This is a genomic window from Roseivivax isoporae LMG 25204, from assembly GCF_000521865.1.
In the GTDB taxonomy this organism is placed as follows: domain Bacteria; phylum Pseudomonadota; class Alphaproteobacteria; order Rhodobacterales; family Rhodobacteraceae; genus Roseivivax; species Roseivivax isoporae.
This window is the reverse complement of sequence record NZ_JAME01000015.1, coordinates 1-23,952: the sequence shown is the minus strand read 5'-3', so window position 1 is coordinate 23,952 and position 23,952 is coordinate 1. Positions and strand designations below refer to the sequence as shown.

The window sequence follows — 23,952 nt, the reverse complement described above, 5'->3', positions numbered from 1 at the left end:
CCGCCACGAGCTTAGGCGGTCCAACCCGAAATGCAAGAAACTTGGCTAATGGTCGCGCGATTATTTGACCTTTCGACAGAGCATATGCTGTATTACAAAAGATACAGTTTGAACGAGGGTGAGCAGGAGGTCCGGGCCATGCCGGTCGTGCGGGTGCATCTTCTGGACGGATACGACGAGGCCGCGAAGCGGCGGCTCGGCGAGGCGCTGACGGACGCGGTGCGCACGGTGATCCCTGCCGATCCCGACGCCGTCACCGTGATGATCGAGGACGTGCCGGCAGCGAACTACATGCGCGGCCGCATCTCCCGGCAGGGTGCGGCCCCGCTGCCCGATCCCTGCGCCACCGTGCGCCGCTATCTCGACGCGATGGAGGCGCGCGACCTCGACGCGGCGCGCGCGATGCTTGGGCCGCGCTTTTCCATGAACTTTCCGGGCACGGGCCCCATGACCGACCTCGCGGAACTCGTCGCCTGGTCGCGCCCCCGCTACCGCCACGTGACCAAGACCTACGAAGGCATGGATGTCTGCCCGTCGCCGGGCCCGGTCACCGTCTACGCGCGCGGCACGCTCTCGGGGGCCTGGCCCGATGGCGACAGCTTCGAGGGGGTCCGCTTCATCGACCGGTTCGAGCTGCAGGACGGCCTCATCACCCGGCAGGACGTCTGGAACGACATCGCGGAGGTCCGCCCATGAGCGACATCGACCCGATCACGCTGGCCGTGCTGGCCGGCCGCATGGAACAGATCGCCGACGAGATGGACGCGACGCTGTTCCGCTCCGCCTTCAACCCCATCATCGCCGAGGCGCATGACGCGAGCCACGGGCTCTACCATGCGACGACCGGCGACACGCTGGTGCAGGGAAAGTCCGGGCTGCCGATCTTCGTGGGCGTCATGTCCTTTGCCGTGCGGGCGGTCATCGACAAGGTCGCCGAGACCGGCGAACCGCAGAATGGCGACATCTGGATCTTCAACGACGCGCATCTCGGGGGCACGCATCTCAACGACATGCGGCTCGTGCGGCCGTATTTTCACGAGGGCAAGCTGTTCTGCTGGCTGGCCTCGGTGGGCCACTGGCACGACCTCGGCGGCGGCGCGCCAGGGAACTACAACCCCGCGGCCCGCGACGCCTTCCAGGAGGCGTTCGTGCTGCCGCCAGTACGGCTCTCGCGGGCCGGCGAGATCGACCGCGGCATCATCGACATCCTGATGCGCAACACCCGCCTGCCGCAATCGGCGGAGGGCGACCTCAACGGCCAGCTGGGCGCGCTCGACCTCGGCGTGCGGCGGATGGACGAGCTTCTGTCGGAATACGGTGGCGACACGGTCGCGGCGGCGCTCGAGGCCCTGTCGGACCGCGCCGACACCCTGATGCGGGCGGAACTGACCGCGCTGCCAGACGGGCGCTGGGAGGCCGAGGATTTCCTCGACAATGACGGGATCACCGACACGCCCCTCCCCATCCGCGTCGCCCTGGAGATCTCGGGCGACCGGATGGTGCTCGACTTCGCGGGCAGCGCGCCGCGCTGCGAGGGGCCGGTGAACATCGCGCTGCCGACCGCGGTCGCGACCGCCTATGTCGCGATCAAGCACATCTTTCCCGCCCTGCCCGCCAATGCCGGCGTGATGCGCGCCATCGACGTGCGCATCCCCGAGGGCTCCCTGCTCGCGGCGGAGTTCCCGGCTCCGGTGGGCGGCTACACCGAGACCATCCTGCGCATGATCGACGTGATCTTCTGCGCCGCCTCGCAGGCCGCGCCCGACCGCGTGGTGGCCAACGCCTACGGCACCATCAACGCGCTGTCCCTCGCCGGGCGGCGGTCGGACGGGCGGCCCTGGGTCATGTTCTCGTTCTACGGCGGCGGGCACGGCGCCTCGGTCGAGAGCGACGGGCTGAACCACGGCAACGCGCCGATCTCGACCGCCACGATCCCGCCGATGGAAATCCTCGAGGCCGCCTACCCGGTGATGTTCCGGCAATGGGCGCTGCGCCCCGACAGCGCCGGCGCCGGGCGGCACCGCGGCGGGCTGGGCGCCATCTACGAGATCGAGGTGCTGGAGGAGAACGGCGCCGAGGTGTTTCTCTTCGGCGAACGCGGGCGCTTCGCGCCGAAGGGCGTCGCGGGCGGCGGCGAGGCCGCGGTCAACGCCTTCTTCTACGAGACGCCCGAGGGCTGGCAGACCCCGGCCATGGTGTCGAAGATGCGCGGGCTGACATTGCGACAGGGACAGGCCGTGCGGCTCGAGACGCCGGGGGGCGGCGGCTACGGCTCGGCGAGCGCACGGGCGGCGGCGGACGTCGCGCGCGACGTGGCACGGGGCGTGCTCGGCGCCGAGGCGGCGGACCGGGCCTACGGCACGGCATGGCGGGAGGCGCGGACATGAGCGGCAAGGTGACCATCGGCGTCGACGTGGGCGGGACCTTCACCGACGTCTTCGTGCTGGACGAGGGCGCCGGCACAGCGCGCGTGGCCAAGGTCCCGACCACGCGGCCGGACCAATCGGGCGGCTTCCTCGACGGGATCGGGCGCGAGGTCGCAGACCTGAGCCAGGTGTCCGCGGTCATCCACGGCACGACGGCGGGCACCAACGCGCTGCTCGAACGCAAGGGCGCGCGGATCGGCATCATCACCACGCAAGGCCTGCGCGACGTGCTCGAGATGCGCCGCCGCGACCGGCCCCGGACATGGGGCCTGCGCGGCGACTTCGACCCCGTGGTTCCGCGCGAGCGGCGGATCGAGGTGCCCGAGCGGACGCTTGCCTGCGGGACCATCCGCGTGCCCGTCGACGTCGAGGCGGTGCGCAGGGCGGGACGGCAGCTGCTGGAGGACGGCTGCGCCGCGGTGGCGGTCCTCTTCGCCAATGCCTACGCGAACCCCGAGAACGAGGTTCGGGCTGTCGAGGCGCTCCGCGCGCTCTGGCCCAACCCGCACGTCTCGGCCTCGTCCGAGATCCTGCCCGAGATCCGGGAATTCGAGCGGTTCTCGACCACCGCGCTCAACGCCTACCTGCAGCCCGAGGTCTCGGGCTACCTCAAGCGCCTCGAGGATGCGCTGCGCTCGGGCGGCTTCGGGTCGGAATTCATGATCGTGCAGTCGAACGGCGGCGTGATGGACGTGGCGACCGCCTGCGCGCGGCCCGTGCGCACCGCGCTGTCCGGCCCCGCCGCCGGCGTGATCGCCGCGGGGTTCATCGCGGCCGAGGCAGGCTTTCCCGACATCATCACCGGCGACATGGGCGGCACCAGCTTCGACGTGTCGCTGATCGCGGGCGGGCGGTCGATGCTCGCGCCCGAGACCTCCATCGATTTCGGCATGGTCGTCCGGACGCCCATGATCGAGATCACGACCATCGGTGCGGGCGGCGGATCGATCGCCTGGGTCGACGGCGGCGGGCTCCTGAACATCGGGCCGGAAAGCGCGGGCTCGACCCCCGGACCGGTGGCCTACGGGCAGGGCAACACGCGCCCGACGGTGACCGACGCGAACGTGGTGCTGGGGCGGATCGACCCCGACAACCCGATCGGCGGAAAGCTTGACCGCCTCGACGTGGAGGCGGCGGGCGCCGCCATCGACGCCCATGTGGGCGCGCCCCTCGGTCTTTCGACCACGCAGGCGGCCGAGGCGATCCTGCGCGTCGCCAACTCGCGCATGGCGGGCGCCATCCGGCTCGTGTCGATCGAGCGCGGCTTCGATCCCAAGCGGTTCGCCTTCATGCCCTTCGGCGGCGGCGGCGCGCTGCACACGGGCGCCATGCTGGCCGACGTGGGGATCGGGCGCGCCATCGTGCCGCGCTATCCCGGCGTGACCTCGGCCATGGGCTGCGTGATCGCGGACATGCGGCAGGATTTCGTGCAGACGCTGAACGTGCTGGCCGGGGACCTCGATGCCGGGCGGCTGACCGACTTCCTGCATGATCACCTCGACCGCGGCATGGCGATGCTCGACGCCGCCGCCACCCGGTTCGAGGCGCGCGACACGGTGTTCGAGCTCGACATGGCCTATGTGGGGCAGACCCATACCGTCGCCGTGCCGATCCCCGTGCGCGTCACCGACGGCCGGGCCGAGGCGCCGGACGCGGCGACCATCGCGCGCGCCTTCGACGACACCTACCGCGCCGCCTATGGCCGGCTCCTGCCCAAGGGCACGCGGCGGGTCATGAACCTGCGGAGCGCGGTGATCGGCCGCCGGCCGAAATTCGACCTCGGCACGCTCGCTCCGGCCGCCGGCACCCTCGCGGCCGCGCTGCGGCGGCACCGGCAGGTGCATTTCGGCGATGCGTGGCACGAGACGGCGATCTACGACCGGCTCGCCCTGCCCGTCGGCGCGGAGATCGCGGGCCCCGCGATCCTCGAGCAGCCCGACACCACCGTGCTGGTCGATCCCGGGCTCGTGGCCCGCGTCGACCGCTTCGGCAACACGATCATCGAACGGAGGAACGGCGATGGCGCCTGACAGCTTCGACCCCGCGCGCACGGCGCTCCTGACCATCGACCTGCAGAACGACTTCCTGCATCCTGACGGCGCCTATGGCCGGGCCGGACAACGCGCGGAGGCCATCGCGGCGCTGCCCGCGCGCATCGCGCCGCTGCGGGATGCCATGCGCCGGGCGGGTTGCCCCTACATCTCGGCCCAGTTCACGCTGGTGCCGGGACCGGGCGGTGCGCCCCTGATCGCGCCGCACCTCAAGGCGCTGCGTCCCTTCCTCGGCGCCGGCGACTTCGCGCCCGGCGCCTTCGGCCACGCGCTGGTCGATGACCTGTCCCCGGCCGACTACACGATCGAGAAGGTCGCCTATTCCGCCTTCTTCCAGACGCGGCTCGAGTTCATCCTGCGCAAGCTCAGGATCGACGTGCTGGTGATCGGCGGCATCGTCACGAATGGCGGCGTGGCCTCGACGGTCAGGGACGCGCATCTGCGCGACATCGACACGATCCTCCTCGGCGACGGCTGCGCCGCCTTCCGGCAAGAGGTGCACGACGCAACGCTGGTCTCGCTCGGCTCGCTCGGCACGCAGATGACCTGCGCCGACATGCAGGTCCTGGCGGAGGGCACGTCATGACCCTGCGCGCGCGGCTCGCCCGACGCGACATCCTCGTGGCCCCGGGCGTCTACGACGCGCTGACCGCCGCGCTCGCCGCCGATGCGGGGTTCGAGGCGCTCTACCTCTCGGGCGCCGCCGTCGCCTATACGCGGCTCGGCCGGCCCGATATCGGGCTCACGAGCGCGACCGAGATGGCCGACACCATGGCGCTGATCGCGGACCGGGTCGCCCTGCCGGTGATCGTCGATGCCGATACCGGGTTCGGCAACGCGTTGAACGCGCAGCGCACCATGCGCATGTACGAACGCGCCGGCGCCGCCGCGCTGCAGGTCGAGGACCAGACCTACCCCAAGCGCTGCGGCCACCTCGCCGACAAGTCGCTGATCCCGGCCACCGAGATGGCGGGCAAGATCGCCGCCATGGCGGATGCGCGCGCCTCGGACGACACGCTGATCGTGGCGCGCACCGACGCCGTGGCGGTCGAGGGGATCGACGCCGCCTTCGCCCGGGCCGAGGCCTATATCGACGCCGGGGCCGACGCGCTGTTCATCGAGGCGCCGCGCTCGGGGGACGAGTTGCGCCGCGTGGCCGACAGCTTCGGCGCGCGCATCCCGCTGCTGGCCAACATGGTCGAGGGCGGTGCGACGCCGATCTCGGCCGCGGGCGACCTCGAGGCGATGGGATTCTCGATCGTGATCTTCCCGGGCGGCATCGTGCGGGCGCTGGCCCGGACCGCGCAGGACTATTACGCGAGCCTCAGGGCGCACGGGTCGAACCGCCCGTTCGCGGAGCGCATGTTCGATTTCGACGGGTTGAACGAGGTCGTGGGCACGCCCGCGATGCTTGAGGCGGGGCGGCGCTGGGAACGCGGCGATGGCTGAGACGGCGGAGGGTCCCGTCGCGTTCGACCTCGAGGTCGAGACGCTGGTCGTCGGCGGCGGCGCCTGCGGGCTCGTCGCGGCGCTGGCCGCGCAGGAGGCGGGCCAGGAGGTGCTGGTGGCCGAGGCCGACGCGGTGCCGCAGGGATCGACGGCACTGTCCGCCGGGCTGATCCCTGCCGCCGGCACGAGGTTCCAGCGCGAGGCGGGAATCGACGACGCCCCTGCCCGCTTCGCCGAGGACATCCAGCACAAGGCCGGGGGCGAGAACGACGCGGCGCTGGTGCAGGCGCTGGCCGAAGGCGCCGCGCCCGCCGTCGAATGGCTGGCGGAACGTCACGGCCTCGACTTCTCCCTTGTCGGCGACTTCGACTATCCCGGCCATTCGCGGCGGCGCATGCACGGCCTGCCGTCGCGGTCCGGGCGCGAGCTGATCGACACGCTGCGCGCCACGGCCGAGGCGGAGGACATCCCCGTGATCTGCGGGCGCCGCGCGATGGTGCTGCACCACGACGGGCCGCGCGTCACCGGCGTGACCCTGCGCCTGCCGGACGGCGGCACCGAGCGCGTGGGCTGCCGGCGGCTGATCCTTGCCTGCAACGGCTTCGGCGGCAACCGCGCCATGGTGGCCGAGCACATGCCCGCCATCGCAGACGCGCTGTGGTTCGGCCACGACGGCAACCGCGGCGAGGCCATGCGCTGGGGGGCGGCCCTCGGCGCCGCAACGCGGCACATGGGCGCCTACCAGGGTCATGGCAACGTGGCGCACCCGCACGGGATCCTGATCACCTGGGCGGTGATCACCGCGGGCGGCGTGCAGGTGAACCGCGCCGGGGCGCGGTTCTGGAACGAGAGCCAGGGCTATTCCGAGGCCGCGCGGGCGGTCCTGGCGCAGGAGGGCGGCGAGGCCTTCGCCGTCTTCGACGCCCGGATCGCGCGGATCGCGCGCCAGTTCGAGGATTTCCGCAACGCGGAGGCGCAGGGCGCCGTGCGCGAGGCGCCGACGGTCGAGGCGCTGGCCCGCGCGCTCGGTCTGCCGGGACCGGCGCTGCGCGACACGCTCGACGCGGTGCCCGAGGCAGGCGCGGACGCGTTCGGGCGGGTGTGGAGGGGCGAACGGCTGTCGCCGTCCTTCTGCGGGGTGCGGGTGACCGGCGCGCTGTTCCACACGCAAGGCGGGCTCGTGACCGACGGTACGGGCCGCGTGCAGGATTCCTCCGGCCGGCCGATGCCCAATCTCTATGCCGCGGGCGGCGCGGCCTGCGGGGTCTCGGGATCGCGCGACAGCGGATACCTGTCGGGCAACGGGCTCCTTGCCGCGGTGGTGCTGGGACGGGCCGCCGGCATGGCGCGGCCCTGAGGCCTCAGACCGGCAGCACCGCCAAGGCCACGCGCCGGCCCTCGGACAGGAGCACGTTGTAGGTCCGGCAGGCGGAGGGCGAACTCATGACCTCGACCCCGATGCCGGCCGCCTCGAGTTCCTCGCGCAGCGCGCGCGGAAGGTGGGCGATCTCGGCGCCGGTGCCCACGAACAGCACGTCGATCTCGCTTGCCATTTCCATGAGCGGTGCGGGATCCTCGAACCCGCCCCAGGCGCGGGTGCCGCGCGCGGACAGGAACAGCGGGCCGTCGATGGCCTGTCCGCCGATGCGGAAGAAGCCGGGTCCGTAGCCGTCGACCGGCTGCGCATCGGTATAGGTTATCTCGTTCAGACGCATGGTCATCCCCTTCAGTCCCGGATGGGCAAACCGACAGCGATCGCACACGCGATGACCACGTAGGCCACGCCGCGGTAAAGTCCCTCACGTTGAGGTTGAAAAAGCATGGCGCCGATGCGCGAGCCGATGGCGTAGGGCAGCATCAGCACGGCACCGGTCAGCAGCGCCGGCACCGTCAGCATGCCGCGAAGCGCCATGAGCGGCAGGATCAGCGTGCTCGTCGCCGACAGGAACACGAGCGTCGTCGCGCGGGTCCGCGCCGCGCCGCCCCGCCCGGCCAACTGGAACAGCACCATGACAGGCCCCAGAAGCCCCACGGCACCGCCGAGGAACCCGGTACCGAGGCCGATGCCCGCGTGCGCCGCACGCGTGGGTTCGGTCCGCATGCGCCAGCCCGAGACGAGCGCGAGAAGCGTCAGGGCGGTGACGCCCACCACGGCCCAGCGCAGCCAGAGGAGATCCGCGGTCTGCAGCACCCAGAGACCGATCCAGGCGCCGAGCGCGGCGGTGGGGATCAGCACCCAGAGCCCGCTGCGGTCGGCCTCGCGGAAGGCACCCGGCACGACGGTGACGAGGGAGGACAGCGCCGTGACAGCAAAGGCCGCGACCGCCACCTGCAGAGGGATCACCGCCGCCGCCGCCGGCATGAAGATCAGCGCCGAGCCGAAGCCCGCGAAGCCGTAGACGATCCCCGCCGCAACGGTGACGACAACGATCCAGCCCAGTCCCGGCAGCGCCAGCGTCTGGGCCAGCGCCTCAGGCATCCACGTTGGCGAACTGGTTGCCCGCGGCGTTATCGGGCTTCGACCAGTCGCGCTTGACGCCGAGCCAGAACAGGATGACCGAGGCCACGAAGATCGACGAGTAGGTGCCGACGATCACGCCCCAGGTCATGGCGAAGACGAAGCCGCGGATCACGTCGCCGCCGAGCGCGAGCAGCGCCAGCAGCGCCAGCAGCGTGGTGAACGAGGTCATGAGCGTGCGGCTCAGCGTCTCGTTGATGGAGATGTTCAGCACCTCCTTGAGCGGGCGCTGCTTGTACTTGATGAGGTTCTCGCGCACCCGGTCGAACACCACCACGGTGTCGTTCAGCGAGTAGCCGACGATGGTCAGCAGCGCCGCGATGATCGCGAGGTCGAAGCGGATCTGCAGCTCCGAGAAGATGCCGATGGTCAGCGCCACGTCGTGGACCAGCGCCACGACCGCGCCCACCGCGAACTGCCATTCGAAGCGCAGCCAGATGTAGACGAGTACCGCCCCGATGGCGAGCAGCACCGCGATGACCGCGGTCTGGATCAGCTCGCCCGACACCTTGGGGCCGACCGAGGAGACCGAGGTGAACTCGATGTCCGGCGCGACCTCGGCAAGCGCGGTGCGCACGGAGTCGATCGTCGCCTGGCTGACCGCCTCGGCGTCGTCCTGCGGCGCGATGCGGATCATCGCGACGTTCTCGTCCGGCCCGAAGGACGGGTCGAACACCTCGGAGATCACCACGTCGCCGAGGTCGAGTTCCTGCAGCGCGGTGCGGTAGGCACCGACATCGAGCGGTTCGGCGCTTTCCGTGCGGATCGTGGTGCCTCCGCGGAAATCGATCCCGAAATTGAGCCCCTGGATCGCGAAAGACGCGAGCGCCACCACGATCAGCGTGGCCGAGATACCGAGCCAGAGTTTCCAGCGGGTAAAGAAATCGAACGTCGTGTTGTCCGGGACCATTTTCAGGCGCATGGGGATCGGTCCTTCAGCTCAGACGGTGATGGTCTTGGGGCGGCGGCGCTCGTACCAGGTGACGATCAGCAGGCGGGTCACGAAGATCGCCGTGAAGACCGAGGTCAGGATGCCGAAGCCGAGCGTGATCGCGAAGCCCCGCACCGGACCCGAGCCCATGGCGAACAGGATGATGGCCGTGATGATCGTGGTGATGTTGGCGTCGACGATTGCCGACAGGGCCTTCTCGTAGCCGAGCTCAATGGCGCGGGCGGGGCCGCGGGCGGTCTTCAGTTCCTCTCGGATGCGTTCGAACACCAGCACGTTGGCGTCGACCGCCATGCCCACGGTAAGGACGATCCCGGCGATGCCCGGCAGCGTCAGCGTGGCGCCGATCAGGCTCAGCAGCCCGAACAGCAGCCCGATGTTGAGGATCAGCGCGATGTTGGCGAATATCCCGAAGAGCCCGTAAGCCGCTGCCATGTATATGAGAACGAGCGCAAAGGCGACGCCGGTGGCGAGTTTGCCCGCCTCGATCGAATCCGCGCCGAGCTCGGGTCCGATGGTGCGTTCCTCGAGGAACTCGAGCCCCGCGGGCAGTGCGCCCGCGCGCAGGAGGACGGCGAGGTTCGTCGATTCCTCGATGGTGAAATTGCCGGTGATGATGCCCGAGCCGCCCGGGATGTGGCTCTGGATCACGGGGGCCGAGATCACCTCGTCGTCGAGCACGATGGCGAAGGGCGAGCCGATGTTTTGCGCGGTGTAGTCGCCGAAGCGCCGCGCGCCGGTCGCGTCGAAGCGGAAGGTGACCGCCGGCCGGCCATTCTGGTCGAAGGAGGGCTGCGCGTCGACCAGTTCCTCGCCGGTCACCACGGGCGAACGGTCGAGCGTGTAGTAGACGCCCTCCTCGTCCATCGAGGGCAGCACCTCCTCGCCCACGCCGGGCTGCGCGTCGGCATCGCTGGCGCGGCCCACGACCGGCTGGAATGTCAGCTGCGCGGTGGTGCCGATGATGTCCTTGAGCTCCTGCGCGGAGCCGACGCCGGGCACCTGGATCAGGATGCGGTCGGCGCCCTGGCGCTGGATCGTCGGCTCGCGCGTGCCGACCTCGTCGATGCGGCGCCGAATGATTTCAAGTGCTTGCTGCAGCGTCCTCTCGTCCACCGCGGCGCGCTCGGCGTCGGACAGGGTGACCGTGATGACGCCGTCCGAACCCGACACCTCGATGTCGTTGGAGCCGCCCTGGGCCAGCGCCGTGGACGACGAGACGGGGCTCGCCAGGGCGCGGATCGCCTCGAGCGCCTGCGCCATGCCGGCGGGTTCCGAGATCGCGACCCGCAGTTCGTCGGCCGGGCCGTCCTGCAGGCGCACGGTTCCGACCGTGTCGCGCAGGTCGCGCAGGGCATCGCGGATCTCGGGCCAGAGCGCCTCGAGCCGGCTGGCATAGACGTCCTCGACCTGCACCTCGGCGAGAAGATGCGCGCCGCCCCGCAGGTCGAGCCCGAGGTTCACGAGCCCCGAGGGCGCCCAGGACGGCCAGGCGGCTGCATCCTCCCGGAGCGCCTCGGTCGCACCCTCCCGCTCGATGGCGGCGACTGCGTCATTGTGCCGCTCGACGCGGCCGTAGAACACGTTCGGCGTCGCGAGAAGCACGCCCGCCAGCACCACGCCCCAGATCAGGAGACGCTTCCAGAGATCGATCTGCAGCATGGAAAACCGCCTTGAAACGGGACGTTAGAGGGAGAAGCTCAGCTCTCGGCCTTGGCCGGCTCGGTCTTGGAGAGGACCTGCGCGACGGTGGACTGCACCACGCGCACCTTCACGCCCTCGGCGATCTCGACGTCGAGCTCGTTGTTCTCCTTCACCTTCACGACCTTGCCGATGAGGCCGCCCTGGGTGACCACCTGGTCGCCGCGGCGCAGGCTCTCCACCATCTTCTGGTGTTCCTTGATCTTCTTCTGCTGGGGTCGGATCAGCAGGAAATACATGATCGCGAAGATCAGGATGAGCGGGATGAACTGGGCGATCGCGCTGCCTTCCATGGCCGGGCTCCTTTGCGGGTCGTGGGCGAGTCGTCGGGTCGGCTGACCGGCGGGGAGGCCCCCGCGAGATTGGGCGGAACCTATGGTGCGGTTGGGGGCGATGCAAGCGGCTGGCATGCGCATGGCATGGGTATGGCTGTCGCATGGCCCGGCGCGGCGCCCCTGCAGCTCCCGTGCGGCGCCCTTGCGCGCCCGCGCGGGCGGCATACCTTCGGCTCCATGCCGCGCGCCCTGCCCCTTCTCGCTGCCCTTCTCCTCGCGGCGCCCGTCGCCGGGACGGCGCGCGCCGACGACGCGGTCGGGCGGGTGAACGCGGGCGGGTTCGACACGCGGTCCATGTGCACCGGCACGCTTGTCGCGCCCGGCCGCGTGCTGACCGCGGCGCACTGCGTGCTGTGGCCCGACGGGCGGGAGCGGCAGGTGTCGGACATCGTGTTCGTGGCGGGCTGGGACGGTGCGGGTCATGCGGGTGCGGCCCGGGCGGCATCGGTGGCGCTGCATCCCCGGGCGCTGGCCGACGGGCGGATCGACGTGCGCCACGACCTCGCGGTGATCGACCTCGTGCGCCCGATCGAGGGGCCGACGCTCGAGGTGGGCAGCGCGGGACCCGCGGGGCCGCTTGCGCTCGCCGGCTACACGCGGTCGCGCCCCCACCGGCTGAGCGTGACGGAGGATTGCGCGGGCACCGCCGACGGCACGCTCTGGCGGGTCGGCTGCACCATCGAGCACGGGCAGTCGGGCGGGCCGGTGATCTACGGGACCGGTGCGGCGCGACGTGTCGTCGCGGTCATCTCGGCCCGGACCGAGGGCGGCGCGCTGGTTGTCCCGGTCGACGGCTGGGCGCGCGCGCGGCTCGCCGAACCCTACACCTCGTCCGCCGATTGAGGCATAACGCCCCGGGAATCGCGCGGGCTCCGGCCCCGCGACCGGTTCGACCTGTCCAACGCGCACCATCCGGGAGCATGCAAGATGCACGACATCCGCGCCATCCGCGAGAACCCCGCCGCCTTCGACGCGGCGCTGTCGCGTCGCGGGATGGACCCGGTGTCGCCGCGCCTGCTCGACATGGACGAGCGGCGGCGCGCGGCGATCCATGCCGCGGAGACCGCGCAGGCCGATCAGAACCGTGCCGCCAAGGAGATCGGCGCCGCAAAGGCGTCGGGCGACGAGGCCGCGTTCGAGCGCCTGCGCGCCGAGGTCGCCGCCAAGAAGGCCGAGGTCGCCGAGATGCAGGCCGAGGCCAAGCGGCTCGACGCGGCGCTCGAGGCCGAACTCATGGGCCTGCCGAACCTGCCCGGCGCGGACGTGCCGGACGGCGCGGACGAGAGCGACAATGTCGAGATCCGTCGCTGGGGCACGCCGCGCAGCTTCGACTTCGCGCCGAAGGAGCATTTCGAGATCGCCTCGGTCGCGCCGCTGATGGATTTCGAGGTGGCGGCGAAGCTGTCGGGCGCGCGTTTCGTGGTCCTGTCGGGCGCGCTCGCGCGGATCCACCGGGCGCTCGCGCAGTTCATGCTCGACACCCACGTGGAGGAGAACGGCCTGACCGAGACGTGGACGCCTGTCCTCGTCCGCGACGAGATGATGGTGGGCACGGGCCAGTTGCCGAAATTCGGTGAGGACAGCTACCGCACGAGCGACGGCTGGTGGCTGGTGCCGACCGCCGAGGTCACGCTGACCAACATCGTGAACGGGCTGACCGTGGACGAGCACAGCCTGCCCCGCCGCTACGTGGCGCACACCCAGTGCTTCCGCTCGGAGGCGGGCAGCGCGGGCAAGGACGTGCGCGGCATGCTGCGCCAGCACCAGTTCGAGAAGGTCGAGATGGTGTCGGTCACGCATCCCGAGACGAGCCTCGAGGAGCACGCGCGCATGACCGCCTGCGCCGAGGGCATCCTCGAGAAGCTGGGCCTGCCCTTCCGCACGGTGGTGCTGTGCACCGGCGACATGGGCTTCGGCGCGCAGCGCACCCACGACATCGAGGTCTGGCTGCCCGGGCAGGACCGCTACCGCGAGATCAGCTCGGTCTCGGTCTGCGGCGATTTCCAGGCGCGGCGGATGAACGCGCGGATGAAGCCCGCGGACGGCGGCAAGCCCGTGCACGTGCACACGCTGAACGGCTCGGGGCTGGCCGTCGGCCGCTGCCTGATCGCGATCCTCGAGAACGGTCAGCAGGAAGACGGATCCGTCGAGCTTCCCGAGGCGTTGCATCCCTGGTTGCGGGGCAAGACGCGGCTCGGCGCCGACGGCGTGCTGGCCTGACCGGGCCGGCGTCGCGGCGCCCCGTCGCGGAAGGAGAATGAAGCTGGGACGCGAGACGATGCAGAGGATGCGGGCGCTTCTGGTGCTGGTTTCGGCGCTGGTCTTCGCGCTGTCGCCGCTGTTCAACCAGGGCTTCAACGGCTTCGACCCGGGCCAGTTCCCGGTGCCGCAGGACGACCCCGCGGTGCAGCCGGCGGGTTACGCCTTCGCCATCTGGGGGCTCATCTACGTCTGGCTGATCGCGGGCACCGCGTTCGGCCTCCTCATGCGCGCGACCGACGAGGACTGGGACCCGGCGCGGCCCTGGCTGTTCCTGTCGCTGGCGCTCGGGTCGATCTGGCTGCCGGTGGCGCAGACCTCGGTGCCGGCGGCGACGCTCCTGATCTGGGGGATGCTCATGACCGCGCTGGCCGCGCTCTGGCGGATCGGCGACACCGACCGCTGGTGGCAGCTTTCGCCCGTCGCGATCTACGCGGGCTGGCTGACCGCGGCGGCCTGCGTGTCGGTCGGCCTGATGCTGGGCGGCTACGGCGTGATGTCCGAGACCCCGGCGGCGCTGGCGGCGCTGGCGCTCGCGGTCGCCATCGCGCTGACCGTGCAGTACCGCCTGCACCGGGCGCCGGAATACGGGATCACGGTGATCTGGGCGCTGGTCGCGGTCATCGTGGCGAACGCCGCCCCCTTCAACGCCGCGGTGGCGGGACTCGCGGCGCTCGGCATCGTCGCGGTGCTGGCGCTGCGCGGCACCGACACCGAGTAGCGCGCCCGCGTCAGGTCGCCGTCCGGCGCGCACCGGCCGGGCGGCTGATCTCGCCGCCGCCGACCGCCGTGCGCACGCCCGTCGTGCCGGGACACGAGGTCGGCAGGCCCCGCATCACCCGCACCGCGAGGAAGGCGAAGGCCTGCGCCTCGAGCATGTCGCCGTCGAGGCCCGCCGCCTCGACCGGCTCGACCGGGCAGTCGAGCCCCGCCGAGAGCATCGCCATCATCACCGGGTTGTGCCGGCCACCGCCGGTCACGAGGATCCGTTCGGGCGGGACCGGGCAGTGCTCGATCCCGCGCATCACCGCCGCCGCCGACATCGCCGTCATGGTGGCCGCCGCGTCCTCGTCGTCGAGTTCGCGCACGAGGTCGAGCATCAGCGAGAAATCGTCGCGGTCGAGCGACTTGGGCGGCGTCTTGAGGAAGTAGCCCTCCTCGAGGAAGAGCTCGAGCGCGCCGTCGACCACCTGTCCCCGCGCCGCGAGCGCGCCGCCCCGGTCGTAGGGCAGCCCGCGGCGTTCGGTCATCAGGTCGTTGATCGGCGCGTTGGCGGGCCCGGTGTCGAAGGCCAGGAGCGCGCCCGCATCCTCGGGCCGCGCGCGGGCGGGATCGATCCAGGTGAGGTTGCCGACGCCGCCGAGATTCAGGAAGGCGACCGGCGCGGTCGCGCCGATGTGGCGCGCGCAGGCGAAGTGGTAGAACGGCGCCAGCGGCGCGCCCTCGCCGCCGAGCCGCACGTCGGCCGAGCGGAAGTCCCAGACCACGGGGATGCCCAGCGCCTCGGCCAGCGCCGCGCCGTCGCCCAGCTGGTGCGTGCCGCGGCCGCGCGGATCGTGGGCGAGCGTCTGGCCGTGGAAGCCCGCGACCTCGGCCCCCGCCAACCGCGACAGCGTCTCGAGATGGGCCTCCTGCACCACGCGGAGCGCGGGGCCGAGGCCCGCATCCTCCTGCCAGCGCCCGAGCGCCGCGCGCAGGATCGCCGTCTCATCCGCGGTGTAGGGACGGTAGGTGCTGTCGCCGAACGCGAGGATGCGTTCCCCGTCGGTCAGCAGCATCGCCGCGTCGACGCCGTCGAGCGAGGTGCCCGACATGGCGCCGAGCGCCCAGACCGGCGTGGATCCCTGTCCGCGTGTCATGTGCCGCACTCCGCCCGTTTGCCTGTCCCGGCGCGCGAGATCCGCATTGGATGTGGCGCCGCGCCGCAGTATAGCCTCGGGGCGTCATTCTACGAGGGAAGACCCATGACCTACCATCCCAAATCGGACTTCATGCACGTGATGATGTCGCGCGGCTATCTCGCGGACTGCACCGATTACCAGGGTCTGGACGAGGCGCTGAGCGCCGGCATGGTCACTGCCTATATCGGCTACGACGCGACCGCGCGGTCGCTGCACGTGGGACACCTCCTGAACGTGATGATGCTGCGCTGGCTGCAGAAATGCGGCCACCGCCCGATCACGCTCATGGGCGGCGGCACCACCAAGGTGGGCGATCCGTCCTTCCGCTCGGACGAGCGCCCGCTGCTCGGACCGGACCAGATCGCGGCCAACATCGACGGGATGAAGCAGGTCTTCGCCAAGTACCTCGACTACGATCGCGGGCCCAACGCGGCGATGATGCTCGACAACGCCGAATGGCTCGACGGGCTCAACTACCTCGACTTCCTGCGCGACATCGGGCGGCATTTCAGCGTCAACCGCATGCTGAGCTTCGAGAGCGTGAAGTCGCGGCTCGACCGCGAGCAGTCGCTGTCGTTCCTCGAGTTCAACTACATGATCCTGCAGGCCTACGACTTCCTCGAGCTGAACCGCCGCTACGGCTGCGTGCTGCAGATGGGCGGCTCGGACCAGTGGGGCAACATCGTCAACGGCATCGACCTCACGCGCCGGGTGCTGGACACCCAGATCTACGGGCTGACGACGCCGCTGCTGACCACGTCGGACGGCCGCAAGATGGGCAAGAGCCAGGGCGGCGCGATCTGGCTCAACGCCGACCTCCTCAGCCCCTACGCGTTCTGGCAGTTCTGGCGGAACACCACGGATGCCGACGTGGGCCGGTTCCTGCGGCTCTACACCGAGATGGACCTCGACGAATGCGCGCGGCTGGGCGCGCTCGGCGGGTCCGAGATCAACGCGGCCAAGGTGGTTCTGGCGAACGCCGTCACCACGCTCTGCCACGGCGCCGAGGCGGCCGCTGCGGCCGAGGCGACCGCGCGCGAGGTCTTCGAGAAGGGCGGCACGGGCGACGACCTGCCGACGCTCGAGCTCGGCGCCGACGAGGTCGCGGCCGGCATCTCCATCGTGCAGGTGCTGGTGCGCGCGGGCCTCGCGAAATCCGGCAAGGACGCGAAGCGGCTCATCGCCGAGAACGGCGCGCGCATGGACGACCGCATGCTGACCGACCCGGGCATGATGCTCGACGCGGGCGCGCTCTCCTCCCCGGTGCGGCTCTCCGCCGGCAAGAAGCGCCACGCGCTGGTGCGGCTCGCCGGGTGATCCCCCGCCGTCCGCGCCTCAGCCGAGCGCGCGGACGGCCCGCAGGACGGCCTCGATGAGGGCCGCGGCCGCGCAGGGCAGCGACAGCGCCCCGGCGAGGAGCAGCGCGGCGTGGCGGGTCGGGCGGATGCGGGGCGCGCGCCCCTCGATGCGGCTCATGGCGCGCGCTTTACCGCGTCTTCACCTGACATCCGGTTAATGGCGGGCATGACCCCGCCTGTCCCCCTGCAGCAGTCGCGCGCCTTCGTGCGCGCCGCGCGACGCCTCGCCTGGCCCGTGCACGAACGCGCCGCGGCGGGCCTGCGCTGGGTCGAGACGCGCCGCACCCTGCCCGGCATGGGCGCGGTGGCGCTCGTCTCGCGGGGCCCCCTCGGCGCGGCCGCGGACTGGCTCGCGGCGCCGGGCGGGCTCAAGGTGCTGAACGCCGACGGCCCCGATCCGGCCACGCTGCGCGCCGCCGGATGGTGGCCGCTCCTGACGCCCGGCACGGTGGCGCTCCTGCCCCTGGGCGACGCGGACAGCCTGCGCGCGGGGCTCTCGGGCAAGTGGCGCAACCGGCTCGCGCGCGCCGAGGAGGCCGGGATGCGCGTGACGCGCCGGCCGCTGCCGCCCGACCCGGACCACTGGGTCCTCGCGGCCGAGGCGCGGCAGGCGCGGGCGCGGGGCTATCGCGGCTGGCCGCCGCGCCTCGCCGCCGCCTATGCCGCCGCGACGCCGGGCGGCGCCCAGCTCTTCGTGGCGGAGCGGGCGGGCGTGCCCCTCGCGGGCCTCGTCCTCCTCGTGCACGAGGGCTCCGCCACCTGGCAGATCGGCGTCAGCGGTCCCGAGGGCCGGCAGGCCGGCGCCATGCCGCTCCTTCTGTGGCGGGCGATGCTCTGGGCGGCGGCGCGCGGGCTCGCGCAGCTCGATCTCGGCACGCTCAACACGGACGACGCGCCGGGCCTCGCGCGGTTCAAGCTCGGCACCGGGGCGCGGGCCCACAGGCTGGGCGGCACCTGGCTGCATGCCGGCGCCCTCGCGCCCCTCGCCCGCAGGCTGCCGCGTGCCTGGACCTGACGGCCGGGATGGCGGCCGCCCCGCCCCTTCTTCTTGGCGGAAATATCCCGGGGAGCGCGAGGGGCTGGCCCCTCGCATCCCCCGCCGGTCGCGCGCGGGGCGTCAGTCGACGACGCGCACGTCCTGCATCACGTCCGGCGCGCCGATCACGGCGCCGTTCGGGCCCGCCCCGCGCTTGATCGCGTCGACCACGTCCATGCCCGAAACCACCTCGCCCACGACGGTGTATTCGCCGTTCAGGAACGGTGCCGGGTCGAACATGATGAAGAACTGCGAATTCGCGCTGTCGGGCGACTGCGCGCGGGCCATGCCCACGACGCCGCGCTCGAAGGGCCGGTCCGAGAACTCGGCCGGCAGGTCCGGCAGGTCCGAGCCGCCGCGCCCGGCCATGCCCATGTCGCCGCCGGCGCGGCCGAACTCGACGTCGCCGGTCTGCGCCATGAAACCGTCGATGACCCGGTGGAACACCACGCCGTCATAGGCGCCCTCGGCGGCGAGGGTGGCGATGCGCTCGGCATGCTGGGGCGCCACGTCCTCGAAGAGGTCGATGGTCACGGTGCCGTTCGCCTCGCCCGCGACGTCGATCTCGATGGAGGTCGCGAGCGCCGGTGTCGCCGACAGCATCAGGACGAGAAGGGCCTCACGCATCTGCGGCCACCTTCACGCTGATCATGCGGTCGGGATTGGCGGGCGGCTCGCCGCGGGTGATGGCGTCCACGTGCTCCATGCCCGACACCACGCGGCCGTAGACCGTGTACTGCCCGTTCAGGAAATGGTTGTCCTTGAAGTTGATGAAGAACTGCGAGTTGGCCGAGTTCGGGTTCTGGCTGCGCGCCGCGCCGAGCGTGCCCCGGTCGTGCGGCAGCTTCGAGAACTCCGCCGGCAGGTCGGGCTTCTCCGAGCCGCCCGTGCCGGCGCGGCGGATGTTGAAGTCCTGCTCCATGTTGCCGTGGGCGACGTCGCCGGTCTGGGCCATGAAGCCCTCGATCACGCGGTGGAAGCAGACATTGTCGTAGGCGCCGGCGCGGGCCAGCTCCTTCATGCGCTCCACGTGCTTCGGCGCCACGTCGGGCAGAAGCTCGATGGTGACGGTGCCGTCCTTCAGCTCCATCAGGATGGTGTTCTCGGGGTCCTTGATCTCGGCCATGTGCGGCGCTCCCTTGCGGTGACTGGGCCTCTAGCTAGCCCTCCCGTGGCGCGGCCACAAGGCGGGGCGCATTGACGTCCGCGCGACAAGCCGCCAAACCTCGGGCCGAAAGCTCAGGAGGACGACGCATGGCCTGGAAGACGCTCGACGAGATGGACCTTGCCGGCAAGCGGGTGCTGGTCAGGGTCGACATCAACGTGCCGGTCGAGGACGGCCGCGTCACCGACGCGACCCGGATCGAGCGCGTGGCGCCGACGATCCGCCACATCCTCGAGAAGGGCGGCACGCCGCTCCTGCTCGCGCATTTCGGCCGCCCCAAGGGCCAGGTCGTGCCCGGCATGAGCCTCGAGCCGCTGGTGCCCGCGCTCGAGCAGGCCTTCGGCACGCAGGTGGTCTTCGTCGCCGATTGTCGCGGCCCCGCGGCCGAGGCGGCGGCGGGCGCGCTGCGGACCGGCGAGGTGCTGCTGCTCGAGAACACGCGCTTCCACCCGGGCGAGGAAAGCAACGACGCGGCGCTCGCGGCCGAGATGGCCGCGCTCGGCGACGTCTACTGCAACGACGCGTTCTCGGCCGCGCACCGCGCGCATGCCTCGACCGAGGCGCTGGCGCGGCTCCTGCCCGCCTGCGCGGGCCGGCTGATGGAGGCGGAGCTGAAGGCGCTCGAGGCGGCGCTCGGCGATCCCAGGCGTCCGGTGACCGCGGTCGTGGGCGGCGCCAAGGTCTCGACCAAGCTCGACCTCCTGTCGAACCTCGTCGACAAGGTCGACGTGCTGGTGATCGGCGGCGGCATGGCCAACACCTTTCTCGCGGCGCAGGGCCTCGACGTGGGCAAGTCGCTCTGCGAGCACGACATGGCGGAAACCGCGCGCGAGATCGCCGAGAAGGCCGCGCGCACGGGCTGCGAGATCCTCTTGCCCCGCGACGTGGTGGTCGCGCGCGAGTTCAAGGCGGGCGCCGCGCACGAGGTGGTCAAGGCCGAGGACTGCCCGGCCGATGCCATGATCCTCGACGCCGGCCCCGACAGCGTGGCGCATGTGGAGCAGGTCCTCGACCGCTCGGCGACGCTGATCTGGAACGGTCCGCTCGGCGCGTTCGAGATCGCGCCCTTCGACGCGGCCACCAATGCCGCCGCGGCGCATGCGGCGGAGCTGTCGGCGGCGGGCCGGCTCGTGTCGGTCGCGGGCGGCGGCGACACCGTCGCGGCGCTGAACAAGTCCGGCGCGGCGGAGCGGTTCACCTACATCTCGACGGCGGGCGGCGCCTTCCTCGAATGGATGGAGGGCAAGACCCTTCCGGGCGTCGCCGCGCTCGGCTGAGGCGAGCACGGGCCGGACATGCGTTCCGGCCCGCAACATCCTGTCAGATGGGGGATTCCCAGCGCCCGCGGTCTCTGGCATAGTGGCGGGCAGCGCCCGACGAGAGGCGTGCGAGGCAGAGCCGGAACCCGATGACCCAGATGCGACACCGCCCCGCCTTGGGGGCGCTTCTCTACTTTGCCGGCGCGGTGGTGATGGGCGCCTATTTCACCTTTGCCGCCGTGCAGGGCGATTACGGCCTCTTCCGGCGCGCCGAGATCGAGGTGGAGGCCGGGCGGCTCGAGGCCGAGCTGGCCGCGCTCGAGGCCGAGGTCGCCGAGATGGAGAACCTCACCACCCGGCTTTCGGACGATTTTCTCGACCTCGACCTCCTCGACGAGCAGGCCCGCGACGTGCTCGGGCTCATGCGCACGGACGAGGTCGTGGTCCGCTAGGACGCCGCCCGAAAATTGACGCCGGGGCGCCCGGGCGCTAGGCCGGTGCGGCAGTTGCAGCGCGGATGCTCGGAACCCCATGCAGGTCATCTTTCACCTCGGCGCGCACTTCACCGACGACGACCGGATCGTGCGCACCCTCGCCCGCAACGCCGCCGACTGGCGCGCCGAGCGCGTGGCGGTGCCGGGGCCCAGCCGCTACCGGCGGCTCCTGTCCGAGGCGGTGCACGCGCTCGACGAGGGCCGCCCGGCGCCCGAGGCGCGCGAGGTGCTGCTCGAGACGATCCTGACCGAGGATCCCCAGGACGTCGCGCGCATGGTCCTGAGCCACCCGAACCTCCTCTGCGTGCCGAAGCGCGCGCTGCAGGGCGGCATCCTCTATCCCAAGGCCGAGGCACGCATCGCGGCGATGAAGGATCTCTTCGCCGGCGACGGGATCGAGGTGTTCCTCGCGCTGCGCGATCCCGCGACCTTCCTGCCCGTGCTCTTCCGCGACGTGCCGCAGGCCACGCCGGAGGCGCTGATGGACGGGCTCGACCCGATGGCGTTCCTCTGGTCGGACCTCGTGGCACGGCTGCGCGCGGCGCATCCCGACGTGCCCCTGACGGTCTGGTGCAACGAGGACACGCCGCTCATCTGGGGGCAGGTCCTGCGCGAGATGGCGGGGCTCGCCCCGGGGCGGAAGATCCGCGGTGCCTTCGACATCCTGTCCGAGATCATGGCGCCCGAGGGCATGAAGCGGTTCCGCGCCTACCTGCACCAGCACCAGGATCTGTCCGAAGCGCACAAGCGCCGGGTGATGAGCGCCTTCCTCGACAAGTACGCGAGCGCCGAGGCGATCGAGGAGGAACTGGATCTGCCCGGCTGGGACGAGGACTACGTGTCCGACCTGACCGAGGGCTACGAGGAGGACGTGGCGGCGATCGCGCGCCTGCCCGGCGTCCGGTTCATCGCGCCGTGAGCGGGGGGCGGCCTCCACGCGACGTGTCGGGGCTGCGCCGGCGGGTCGCGTCGGTGCGGCTGCGCGGCGGCGACGGGCCGCAGGTGGCGCGGGCCCGGCGGCTTCTCGACCTCTACCTCGCCGAGGCCGAGCGGCACGGCGTCCCCTTCCCCGAGATCGCGCGACAGGTGCGCGCGGGTCTGCCGGCCCTGCGCATCGCCGGCGCGGAACTGCAGGGACAGGCGGACGCGCCGGCCTTCTCCGAGGCGGCCTGCGCGCCGGGCTGCGCCTTCTGCTGCATCCTCGCGGGCGAGGATGGCGGCGTGATCCTCGAGGCGGAGGCGCGGCAGCTGCACGCGGCGCTCGCGCCGCTGGCCGGGGCGCCGGACGGCCGCGCCTGGTCCGACCGCGCCTGCCCCGCGCTCGACCCCGCGACCCGCACCTGCCGCGTCTACGAGGCGCGGCCGATGATCTGCCGCACCTATGTCTCGCCCGACGCCGACGCCTGCGCCGACGTGGCGCGCGGCCTGCCGGCCCGGGGGCCCGGCGTCGTCGGCGCGCAAGGCACGCTGCTGGCGGTGCAGTCGCTCGGCCGCGCGGCGCTCGAGGGCGCGGCGCAGGTGCCGACCTACGCGCTCGCCCGCATCGCCGCGGCGGCGGTCGAGGGCGTGGCGCTCGACGCGGCGCTCGGGTCCGCGCGCCACAGGCCCCGCGTGCTCGAGGACGAGCGGACGCGTCTCGCACCCGCGGACTGACGGGGGGGGGACGATCGCCGCCGCGCCGGCGATTGACCGGCCGGGTACGGGCGTGCAGCCTGCGGGCATGAAATCCGCGTTCGATCCCGAGGACGTCCTGCGCCTGCCGCTCATGGCGAACCTCGCCACGCTGGCCGAGGACGGCGCCCCGCGCAACGCGCCGGTCTGGTTCGCATGGGAGGCGGGCGCGCTCTGGATGCTCGGCAGCGCGGAGAGCGCATCGGTCCGCCGCGTGGCGCGCGACCCGCGCGTTGCGGTCGAGATCGTCGACTACGACAACGCGGCCGGGATCCTGCGGCACCTGGGCCTGCGCGGCCGCGCGACGGTCGAGCCCATGGACGCGGCGCTGTTCCGTCGCCTCCTGACGCGTTACCTCGGCCCCCCGCAGGCATGGAACCCGTGGTTCGTGGACGAGATCGCGCGGGTCGACGATCCCTCGGGCCGCCTGATCCGCCTCGTGCCGGACACGGTCTTTGCCAACGACGCGAGCTTCTTCCGCACCGGTCCCGACCTTGCGACCGGGCAGGCACCGCCCCGGGGCCCCGCGGGCGGCATCGGCGGCCCTCCGCCCGCCGGGCCCCGTCCCCGGTCGCGGGGGCGGGAACCTTCGTGACCTCCGGCGGTTGGGAGGTCCGCGCATCCGCGCGGCACCTACTGGCGGGACACCTCACGTGGATTCAGGGCTCGACTCGTTTTCCGACCTCACCGACGGCATGGCGCTGCGGCTCTCCGGCCTGCGCGACGCGGGGCGGCTCGATCCCGCGGACGGCTTTCCGGCAGCGTCGCTGCGGGACGTCGCGGCCGAGAACCTCTCGCTGGGACGGCTTTACGAGGGACATGTCAACGCGCTGCGGCTGATCGCGGTGCACGGGCGCCCCGCGCAGCGTGCGCGGGCCGAGGCGGAGGCCGCGCGGGGCATGCTCTTCGGCGTCTGGGGCGCGGATGACCGCACGCCGGTGAGCGCCTCGCGCGGCCGGCTCCGGGGGGCCAAGCGCTTCGCCTCGGGGCTCGGGCACGTGGCGCGCGCGCTCGTCACGGCGGAGACGGCGGAAGGCCAGCAGCTCTTCCTCGTGGCGGCGGACGAGCGCACGCGCCACGATGCGTCCGCCTGGGACATGGCCGGGATGCAGGACAGCCGGTCGGGGCGGTTCTCGTGCGACGGTCTCGCGGGCGAGCCGCTCGGGCCGCCGGGCGCCTATGCCGAGGAGCCGCATTTCGTCGGCGGCACCTGGCGCATCGCTGCGGTGACGCTCGGCGGCATCACGGGTCTCGTGGACCGCGCGGCGGCGGCGCTGCGCGGGGCCGGACGGATGGAGGCCGAGGCGCAGCTCCTGCGCCTCGCGCCGATCGCGACGCGCGCGGTGGCGGCCTGGCCCGCCATCGTGCGGGCGGGCGCGG

25 protein-coding genes and 1 pseudogene are annotated in these 23,952 nt (G+C 72.0%); 17 read left to right on the top strand and 9 right to left on the bottom strand.

The features are described from left to right. The first annotated feature begins 108 nt into the window (after nucleotides 1–108). From RISW2_RS11065 to RISW2_RS11040, 6 genes are read left to right on the top strand one after another with little or no spacing between them, the layout of a single operon-like run. Complete coding sequence (locus RISW2_RS11065) at nucleotides 109–696, top strand: tautomerase family protein (protein WP_341872012.1); 588 nt, start codon at nucleotides 109–111, stop codon at nucleotides 694–696. Beyond that, on the top strand, nucleotides 693–2,387 hold the full coding sequence (locus tag RISW2_RS11060) for a hydantoinase B/oxoprolinase family protein (RefSeq protein ID WP_043770683.1): 1,695 nt from the start codon (nucleotides 693–695) through the stop codon (nucleotides 2,385–2,387). Before RISW2_RS11065 ends, RISW2_RS11060 begins: the two co-directional genes overlap by 4 nt. Next, complete coding sequence (locus tag RISW2_RS11055) at nucleotides 2,384–4,456, top strand: hydantoinase/oxoprolinase family protein (protein WP_043770904.1); 2,073 nt, start codon at nucleotides 2,384–2,386, stop codon at nucleotides 4,454–4,456. The genes RISW2_RS11060 and RISW2_RS11055 overlap by 4 nt, the downstream gene beginning before the upstream one ends. Further along, a complete protein-coding gene (locus RISW2_RS11050; protein ID WP_043770660.1) occupies nucleotides 4,446–5,063 on the top strand; it encodes a cysteine hydrolase family protein in 618 nt (205 codons plus the stop codon). Before RISW2_RS11055 ends, RISW2_RS11050 begins: the two co-directional genes overlap by 11 nt. Beyond that, on the top strand, nucleotides 5,060–5,926 hold the full coding sequence (locus RISW2_RS11045; RefSeq protein ID WP_043770658.1) for an isocitrate lyase/PEP mutase family protein: 867 nt from the start codon (nucleotides 5,060–5,062) through the stop codon (nucleotides 5,924–5,926). The genes RISW2_RS11050 and RISW2_RS11045 overlap by 4 nt, the downstream gene beginning before the upstream one ends. Further along, on the top strand, nucleotides 5,919–7,283 hold the full coding sequence (locus RISW2_RS11040; protein ID WP_043770655.1) for an FAD-dependent oxidoreductase: 1,365 nt from the start codon (nucleotides 5,919–5,921) through the stop codon (nucleotides 7,281–7,283). Before RISW2_RS11045 ends, RISW2_RS11040 begins: the two co-directional genes overlap by 8 nt. A 4-nt stretch (nucleotides 7,284–7,287) precedes the next feature. Here the strand turns inward: RISW2_RS11040 and RISW2_RS11035 are convergent, their stop codons facing one another. From RISW2_RS11035 to yajC, 5 genes are read right to left on the bottom strand one after another with little or no spacing between them, the layout of a single operon-like run. Continuing rightward, a complete protein-coding gene (locus RISW2_RS11035) occupies nucleotides 7,288–7,641 on the bottom strand; it encodes an Mth938-like domain-containing protein (protein ID WP_043770901.1) in 354 nt (117 codons plus the stop codon). Between the two features lie 11 nt (nucleotides 7,642–7,652). Continuing rightward, a complete protein-coding gene (locus RISW2_RS11030) occupies nucleotides 7,653–8,405 on the bottom strand; it encodes a sulfite exporter TauE/SafE family protein (protein ID WP_043770652.1) in 753 nt (250 codons plus the stop codon). After that, the gene (secF, locus tag RISW2_RS11025) at nucleotides 8,398–9,366 is read right to left on the bottom strand and encodes a protein translocase subunit SecF (RefSeq protein WP_043770649.1); all 969 of its coding nucleotides are present in this window, start codon (nucleotides 9,364–9,366) and stop codon (nucleotides 8,398–8,400) included. Before secF ends, RISW2_RS11030 begins: the two co-directional genes overlap by 8 nt. A gap of 18 nt (nucleotides 9,367–9,384) precedes the next feature. After that, on the bottom strand, nucleotides 9,385–11,055 hold the full coding sequence (gene secD, locus RISW2_RS11020) for a protein translocase subunit SecD (protein WP_043770646.1): 1,671 nt from the start codon (nucleotides 11,053–11,055) through the stop codon (nucleotides 9,385–9,387). A 38-nt stretch (nucleotides 11,056–11,093) separates the two neighbouring features. Next, entirely contained in the window at nucleotides 11,094–11,387 is a 294-nt protein-coding gene (gene yajC, locus RISW2_RS11015) for a preprotein translocase subunit YajC (RefSeq protein WP_043770643.1), read from the bottom strand. A gap of 219 nt (nucleotides 11,388–11,606) precedes the next feature. On the opposite strand from yajC, the gene RISW2_RS11010 reads away from it, so the two are divergent. From RISW2_RS11010 to RISW2_RS11000, 3 genes are all read left to right on the top strand, one after another. Next, the gene (locus RISW2_RS11010; protein ID WP_162164321.1) at nucleotides 11,607–12,272 is read left to right on the top strand and encodes a trypsin-like serine peptidase; all 666 of its coding nucleotides are present in this window, start codon (nucleotides 11,607–11,609) and stop codon (nucleotides 12,270–12,272) included. A gap of 84 nt (nucleotides 12,273–12,356) precedes the next feature. Then, complete coding sequence (gene serS, locus RISW2_RS11005) at nucleotides 12,357–13,649, top strand: serine--tRNA ligase (protein ID WP_043770640.1); 1,293 nt, start codon at nucleotides 12,357–12,359, stop codon at nucleotides 13,647–13,649. Nucleotides 13,650–13,707: 58 nt separating this feature from the next. Next, complete coding sequence (locus RISW2_RS11000; protein ID WP_043770894.1) at nucleotides 13,708–14,409, top strand: hypothetical protein; 702 nt, start codon at nucleotides 13,708–13,710, stop codon at nucleotides 14,407–14,409. A 10-nt stretch (nucleotides 14,410–14,419) separates the two neighbouring features. On the opposite strand, the gene RISW2_RS10995 is transcribed toward RISW2_RS11000, so the two are convergent. Continuing rightward, a complete protein-coding gene (locus RISW2_RS10995) occupies nucleotides 14,420–15,547 on the bottom strand; it encodes an anhydro-N-acetylmuramic acid kinase (RefSeq protein ID WP_043770637.1) in 1,128 nt (375 codons plus the stop codon). A 105-nt stretch (nucleotides 15,548–15,652) separates the two neighbouring features. Between RISW2_RS10995 and tyrS the strand changes: the two genes are divergently transcribed. After that, nucleotides 15,653–16,906: a tyrosine--tRNA ligase gene (tyrS, locus tag RISW2_RS10990; protein ID WP_043770634.1), complete on the top strand. Its 1,254-nt coding sequence runs from the start codon at nucleotides 15,653–15,655 to the stop codon at nucleotides 16,904–16,906. Nucleotides 16,907–16,924: 18 nt separating this feature from the next. On the opposite strand, the gene RISW2_RS25380 is transcribed toward tyrS, so the two are convergent. Then, nucleotides 16,925–17,065 (bottom strand): hypothetical protein, encoded by a 141-nt coding sequence (locus tag RISW2_RS25380; RefSeq protein ID WP_164490721.1) that lies wholly within the window; start codon nucleotides 17,063–17,065, stop codon nucleotides 16,925–16,927. A gap of 48 nt (nucleotides 17,066–17,113) precedes the next feature. Between RISW2_RS25380 and RISW2_RS10985 the strand changes: the two genes are divergently transcribed. After that, nucleotides 17,114–17,962 carry a GNAT family N-acetyltransferase gene (locus RISW2_RS10985; RefSeq protein WP_244437546.1) on the top strand — a complete coding sequence of 283 codons (849 nt, stop codon included), beginning with the start codon at nucleotides 17,114–17,116 and terminating at the stop codon, nucleotides 17,960–17,962. Nucleotides 17,963–18,064: 102 nt separating this feature from the next. Here RISW2_RS10985 and RISW2_RS10980 read toward each other — a convergent pair whose 3' ends face one another. Next, a complete protein-coding gene (locus RISW2_RS10980) occupies nucleotides 18,065–18,610 on the bottom strand; it encodes a peptidylprolyl isomerase (protein WP_043770628.1) in 546 nt (181 codons plus the stop codon). Next, on the bottom strand, nucleotides 18,603–19,109 hold the full coding sequence (locus RISW2_RS10975; protein WP_043770625.1) for a peptidylprolyl isomerase: 507 nt from the start codon (nucleotides 19,107–19,109) through the stop codon (nucleotides 18,603–18,605). The genes RISW2_RS10980 and RISW2_RS10975 overlap by 8 nt, the downstream gene beginning before the upstream one ends. A gap of 128 nt (nucleotides 19,110–19,237) precedes the next feature. Here RISW2_RS10975 and RISW2_RS10970 point away from each other — a divergent pair, with 128 nt between their 5' ends. The 6 genes and pseudogenes from RISW2_RS10970 to RISW2_RS10945 all read left to right on the top strand — a co-directional run. Continuing rightward, nucleotides 19,238–20,425, top strand: coding sequence for a phosphoglycerate kinase (locus RISW2_RS10970; protein ID WP_043770621.1), 1,188 nt, complete (start codon nucleotides 19,238–19,240; stop codon nucleotides 20,423–20,425). 140 nt (nucleotides 20,426–20,565) lie between these two features. Continuing rightward, nucleotides 20,566–20,859: a septum formation initiator family protein gene (locus tag RISW2_RS10965; RefSeq protein ID WP_425277789.1), complete on the top strand. Its 294-nt coding sequence runs from the start codon at nucleotides 20,566–20,568 to the stop codon at nucleotides 20,857–20,859. A gap of 79 nt (nucleotides 20,860–20,938) precedes the next feature. Beyond that, nucleotides 20,939–21,820: a hypothetical protein gene (locus tag RISW2_RS10960; RefSeq protein WP_043770614.1), complete on the top strand. Its 882-nt coding sequence runs from the start codon at nucleotides 20,939–20,941 to the stop codon at nucleotides 21,818–21,820. Between the two features lie 23 nt (nucleotides 21,821–21,843). Then, entirely contained in the window at nucleotides 21,844–22,554 is a 711-nt protein-coding gene (locus tag RISW2_RS10955) for a YkgJ family cysteine cluster protein (RefSeq protein WP_043770611.1), read from the top strand. Nucleotides 22,555–22,621: 67 nt separating this feature from the next. Next, on the top strand, nucleotides 22,622–23,167 hold the full coding sequence (locus RISW2_RS10950; protein ID WP_084615343.1) for a pyridoxamine 5'-phosphate oxidase family protein: 546 nt from the start codon (nucleotides 22,622–22,624) through the stop codon (nucleotides 23,165–23,167). A 58-nt stretch (nucleotides 23,168–23,225) separates the two neighbouring features. Next, nucleotides 23,226–23,952, top strand: a pseudogene (locus RISW2_RS10945) (acyl-CoA dehydrogenase); the annotation flags it as partial.

Coding starts and splice junctions, on each gene's coding strand:
- secF (WP_043770649.1), bottom strand. CDS start 9,366: ATGCGCCTGAAAATGGTCCCGGACAACACGACGTTCGATTTCTTTACC.
- RISW2_RS10995 (WP_043770637.1), bottom strand. CDS start 15,547: ATGACACGCGGACAGGGATCCACGCCGGTCTGGGCGCTCGGCGCCATG.
- RISW2_RS11030 (WP_043770652.1), bottom strand. CDS start 8,405: ATGCCTGAGGCGCTGGCCCAGACGCTGGCGCTGCCGGGACTGGGCTGG.
- RISW2_RS11045 (WP_043770658.1), top strand. CDS start 5,060: ATGACCCTGCGCGCGCGGCTCGCCCGACGCGACATCCTCGTGGCCCCG.
- RISW2_RS10970 (WP_043770621.1), top strand. CDS start 19,238: ATGGCCTGGAAGACGCTCGACGAGATGGACCTTGCCGGCAAGCGGGTG.
- RISW2_RS10985 (WP_244437546.1), top strand. CDS start 17,114: ATGACCCCGCCTGTCCCCCTGCAGCAGTCGCGCGCCTTCGTGCGCGCC.
- RISW2_RS11010 (WP_162164321.1), top strand. CDS start 11,607: ATGCCGCGCGCCCTGCCCCTTCTCGCTGCCCTTCTCCTCGCGGCGCCC.
- RISW2_RS11050 (WP_043770660.1), top strand. CDS start 4,446: ATGGCGCCTGACAGCTTCGACCCCGCGCGCACGGCGCTCCTGACCATC.
- RISW2_RS10975 (WP_043770625.1), bottom strand. CDS start 19,109: ATGGCCGAGATCAAGGACCCCGAGAACACCATCCTGATGGAGCTGAAG.
- secD (WP_043770646.1), bottom strand. CDS start 11,055: ATGCTGCAGATCGATCTCTGGAAGCGTCTCCTGATCTGGGGCGTGGTG.
- RISW2_RS10950 (WP_084615343.1), top strand. CDS start 22,622: ATGAAATCCGCGTTCGATCCCGAGGACGTCCTGCGCCTGCCGCTCATG.
- RISW2_RS25380 (WP_164490721.1), bottom strand. CDS start 17,065: ATGAGCCGCATCGAGGGGCGCGCGCCCCGCATCCGCCCGACCCGCCAC.
- RISW2_RS11060 (WP_043770683.1), top strand. CDS start 693: ATGAGCGACATCGACCCGATCACGCTGGCCGTGCTGGCCGGCCGCATG.
- RISW2_RS10960 (WP_043770614.1), top strand. CDS start 20,939: ATGCAGGTCATCTTTCACCTCGGCGCGCACTTCACCGACGACGACCGG.
- RISW2_RS11055 (WP_043770904.1), top strand. CDS start 2,384: ATGAGCGGCAAGGTGACCATCGGCGTCGACGTGGGCGGGACCTTCACC.
- RISW2_RS11040 (WP_043770655.1), top strand. CDS start 5,919: ATGGCTGAGACGGCGGAGGGTCCCGTCGCGTTCGACCTCGAGGTCGAG.
- RISW2_RS10980 (WP_043770628.1), bottom strand. CDS start 18,610: ATGCGTGAGGCCCTTCTCGTCCTGATGCTGTCGGCGACACCGGCGCTC.
- tyrS (WP_043770634.1), top strand. CDS start 15,653: ATGACCTACCATCCCAAATCGGACTTCATGCACGTGATGATGTCGCGC.
- RISW2_RS11000 (WP_043770894.1), top strand. CDS start 13,708: ATGCAGAGGATGCGGGCGCTTCTGGTGCTGGTTTCGGCGCTGGTCTTC.
- RISW2_RS10965 (WP_425277789.1), top strand. CDS start 20,566: ATGCGACACCGCCCCGCCTTGGGGGCGCTTCTCTACTTTGCCGGCGCG.
- RISW2_RS11035 (WP_043770901.1), bottom strand. CDS start 7,641: ATGCGTCTGAACGAGATAACCTATACCGATGCGCAGCCGGTCGACGGC.
- yajC (WP_043770643.1), bottom strand. CDS start 11,387: ATGGAAGGCAGCGCGATCGCCCAGTTCATCCCGCTCATCCTGATCTTC.
- serS (WP_043770640.1), top strand. CDS start 12,357: ATGCACGACATCCGCGCCATCCGCGAGAACCCCGCCGCCTTCGACGCG.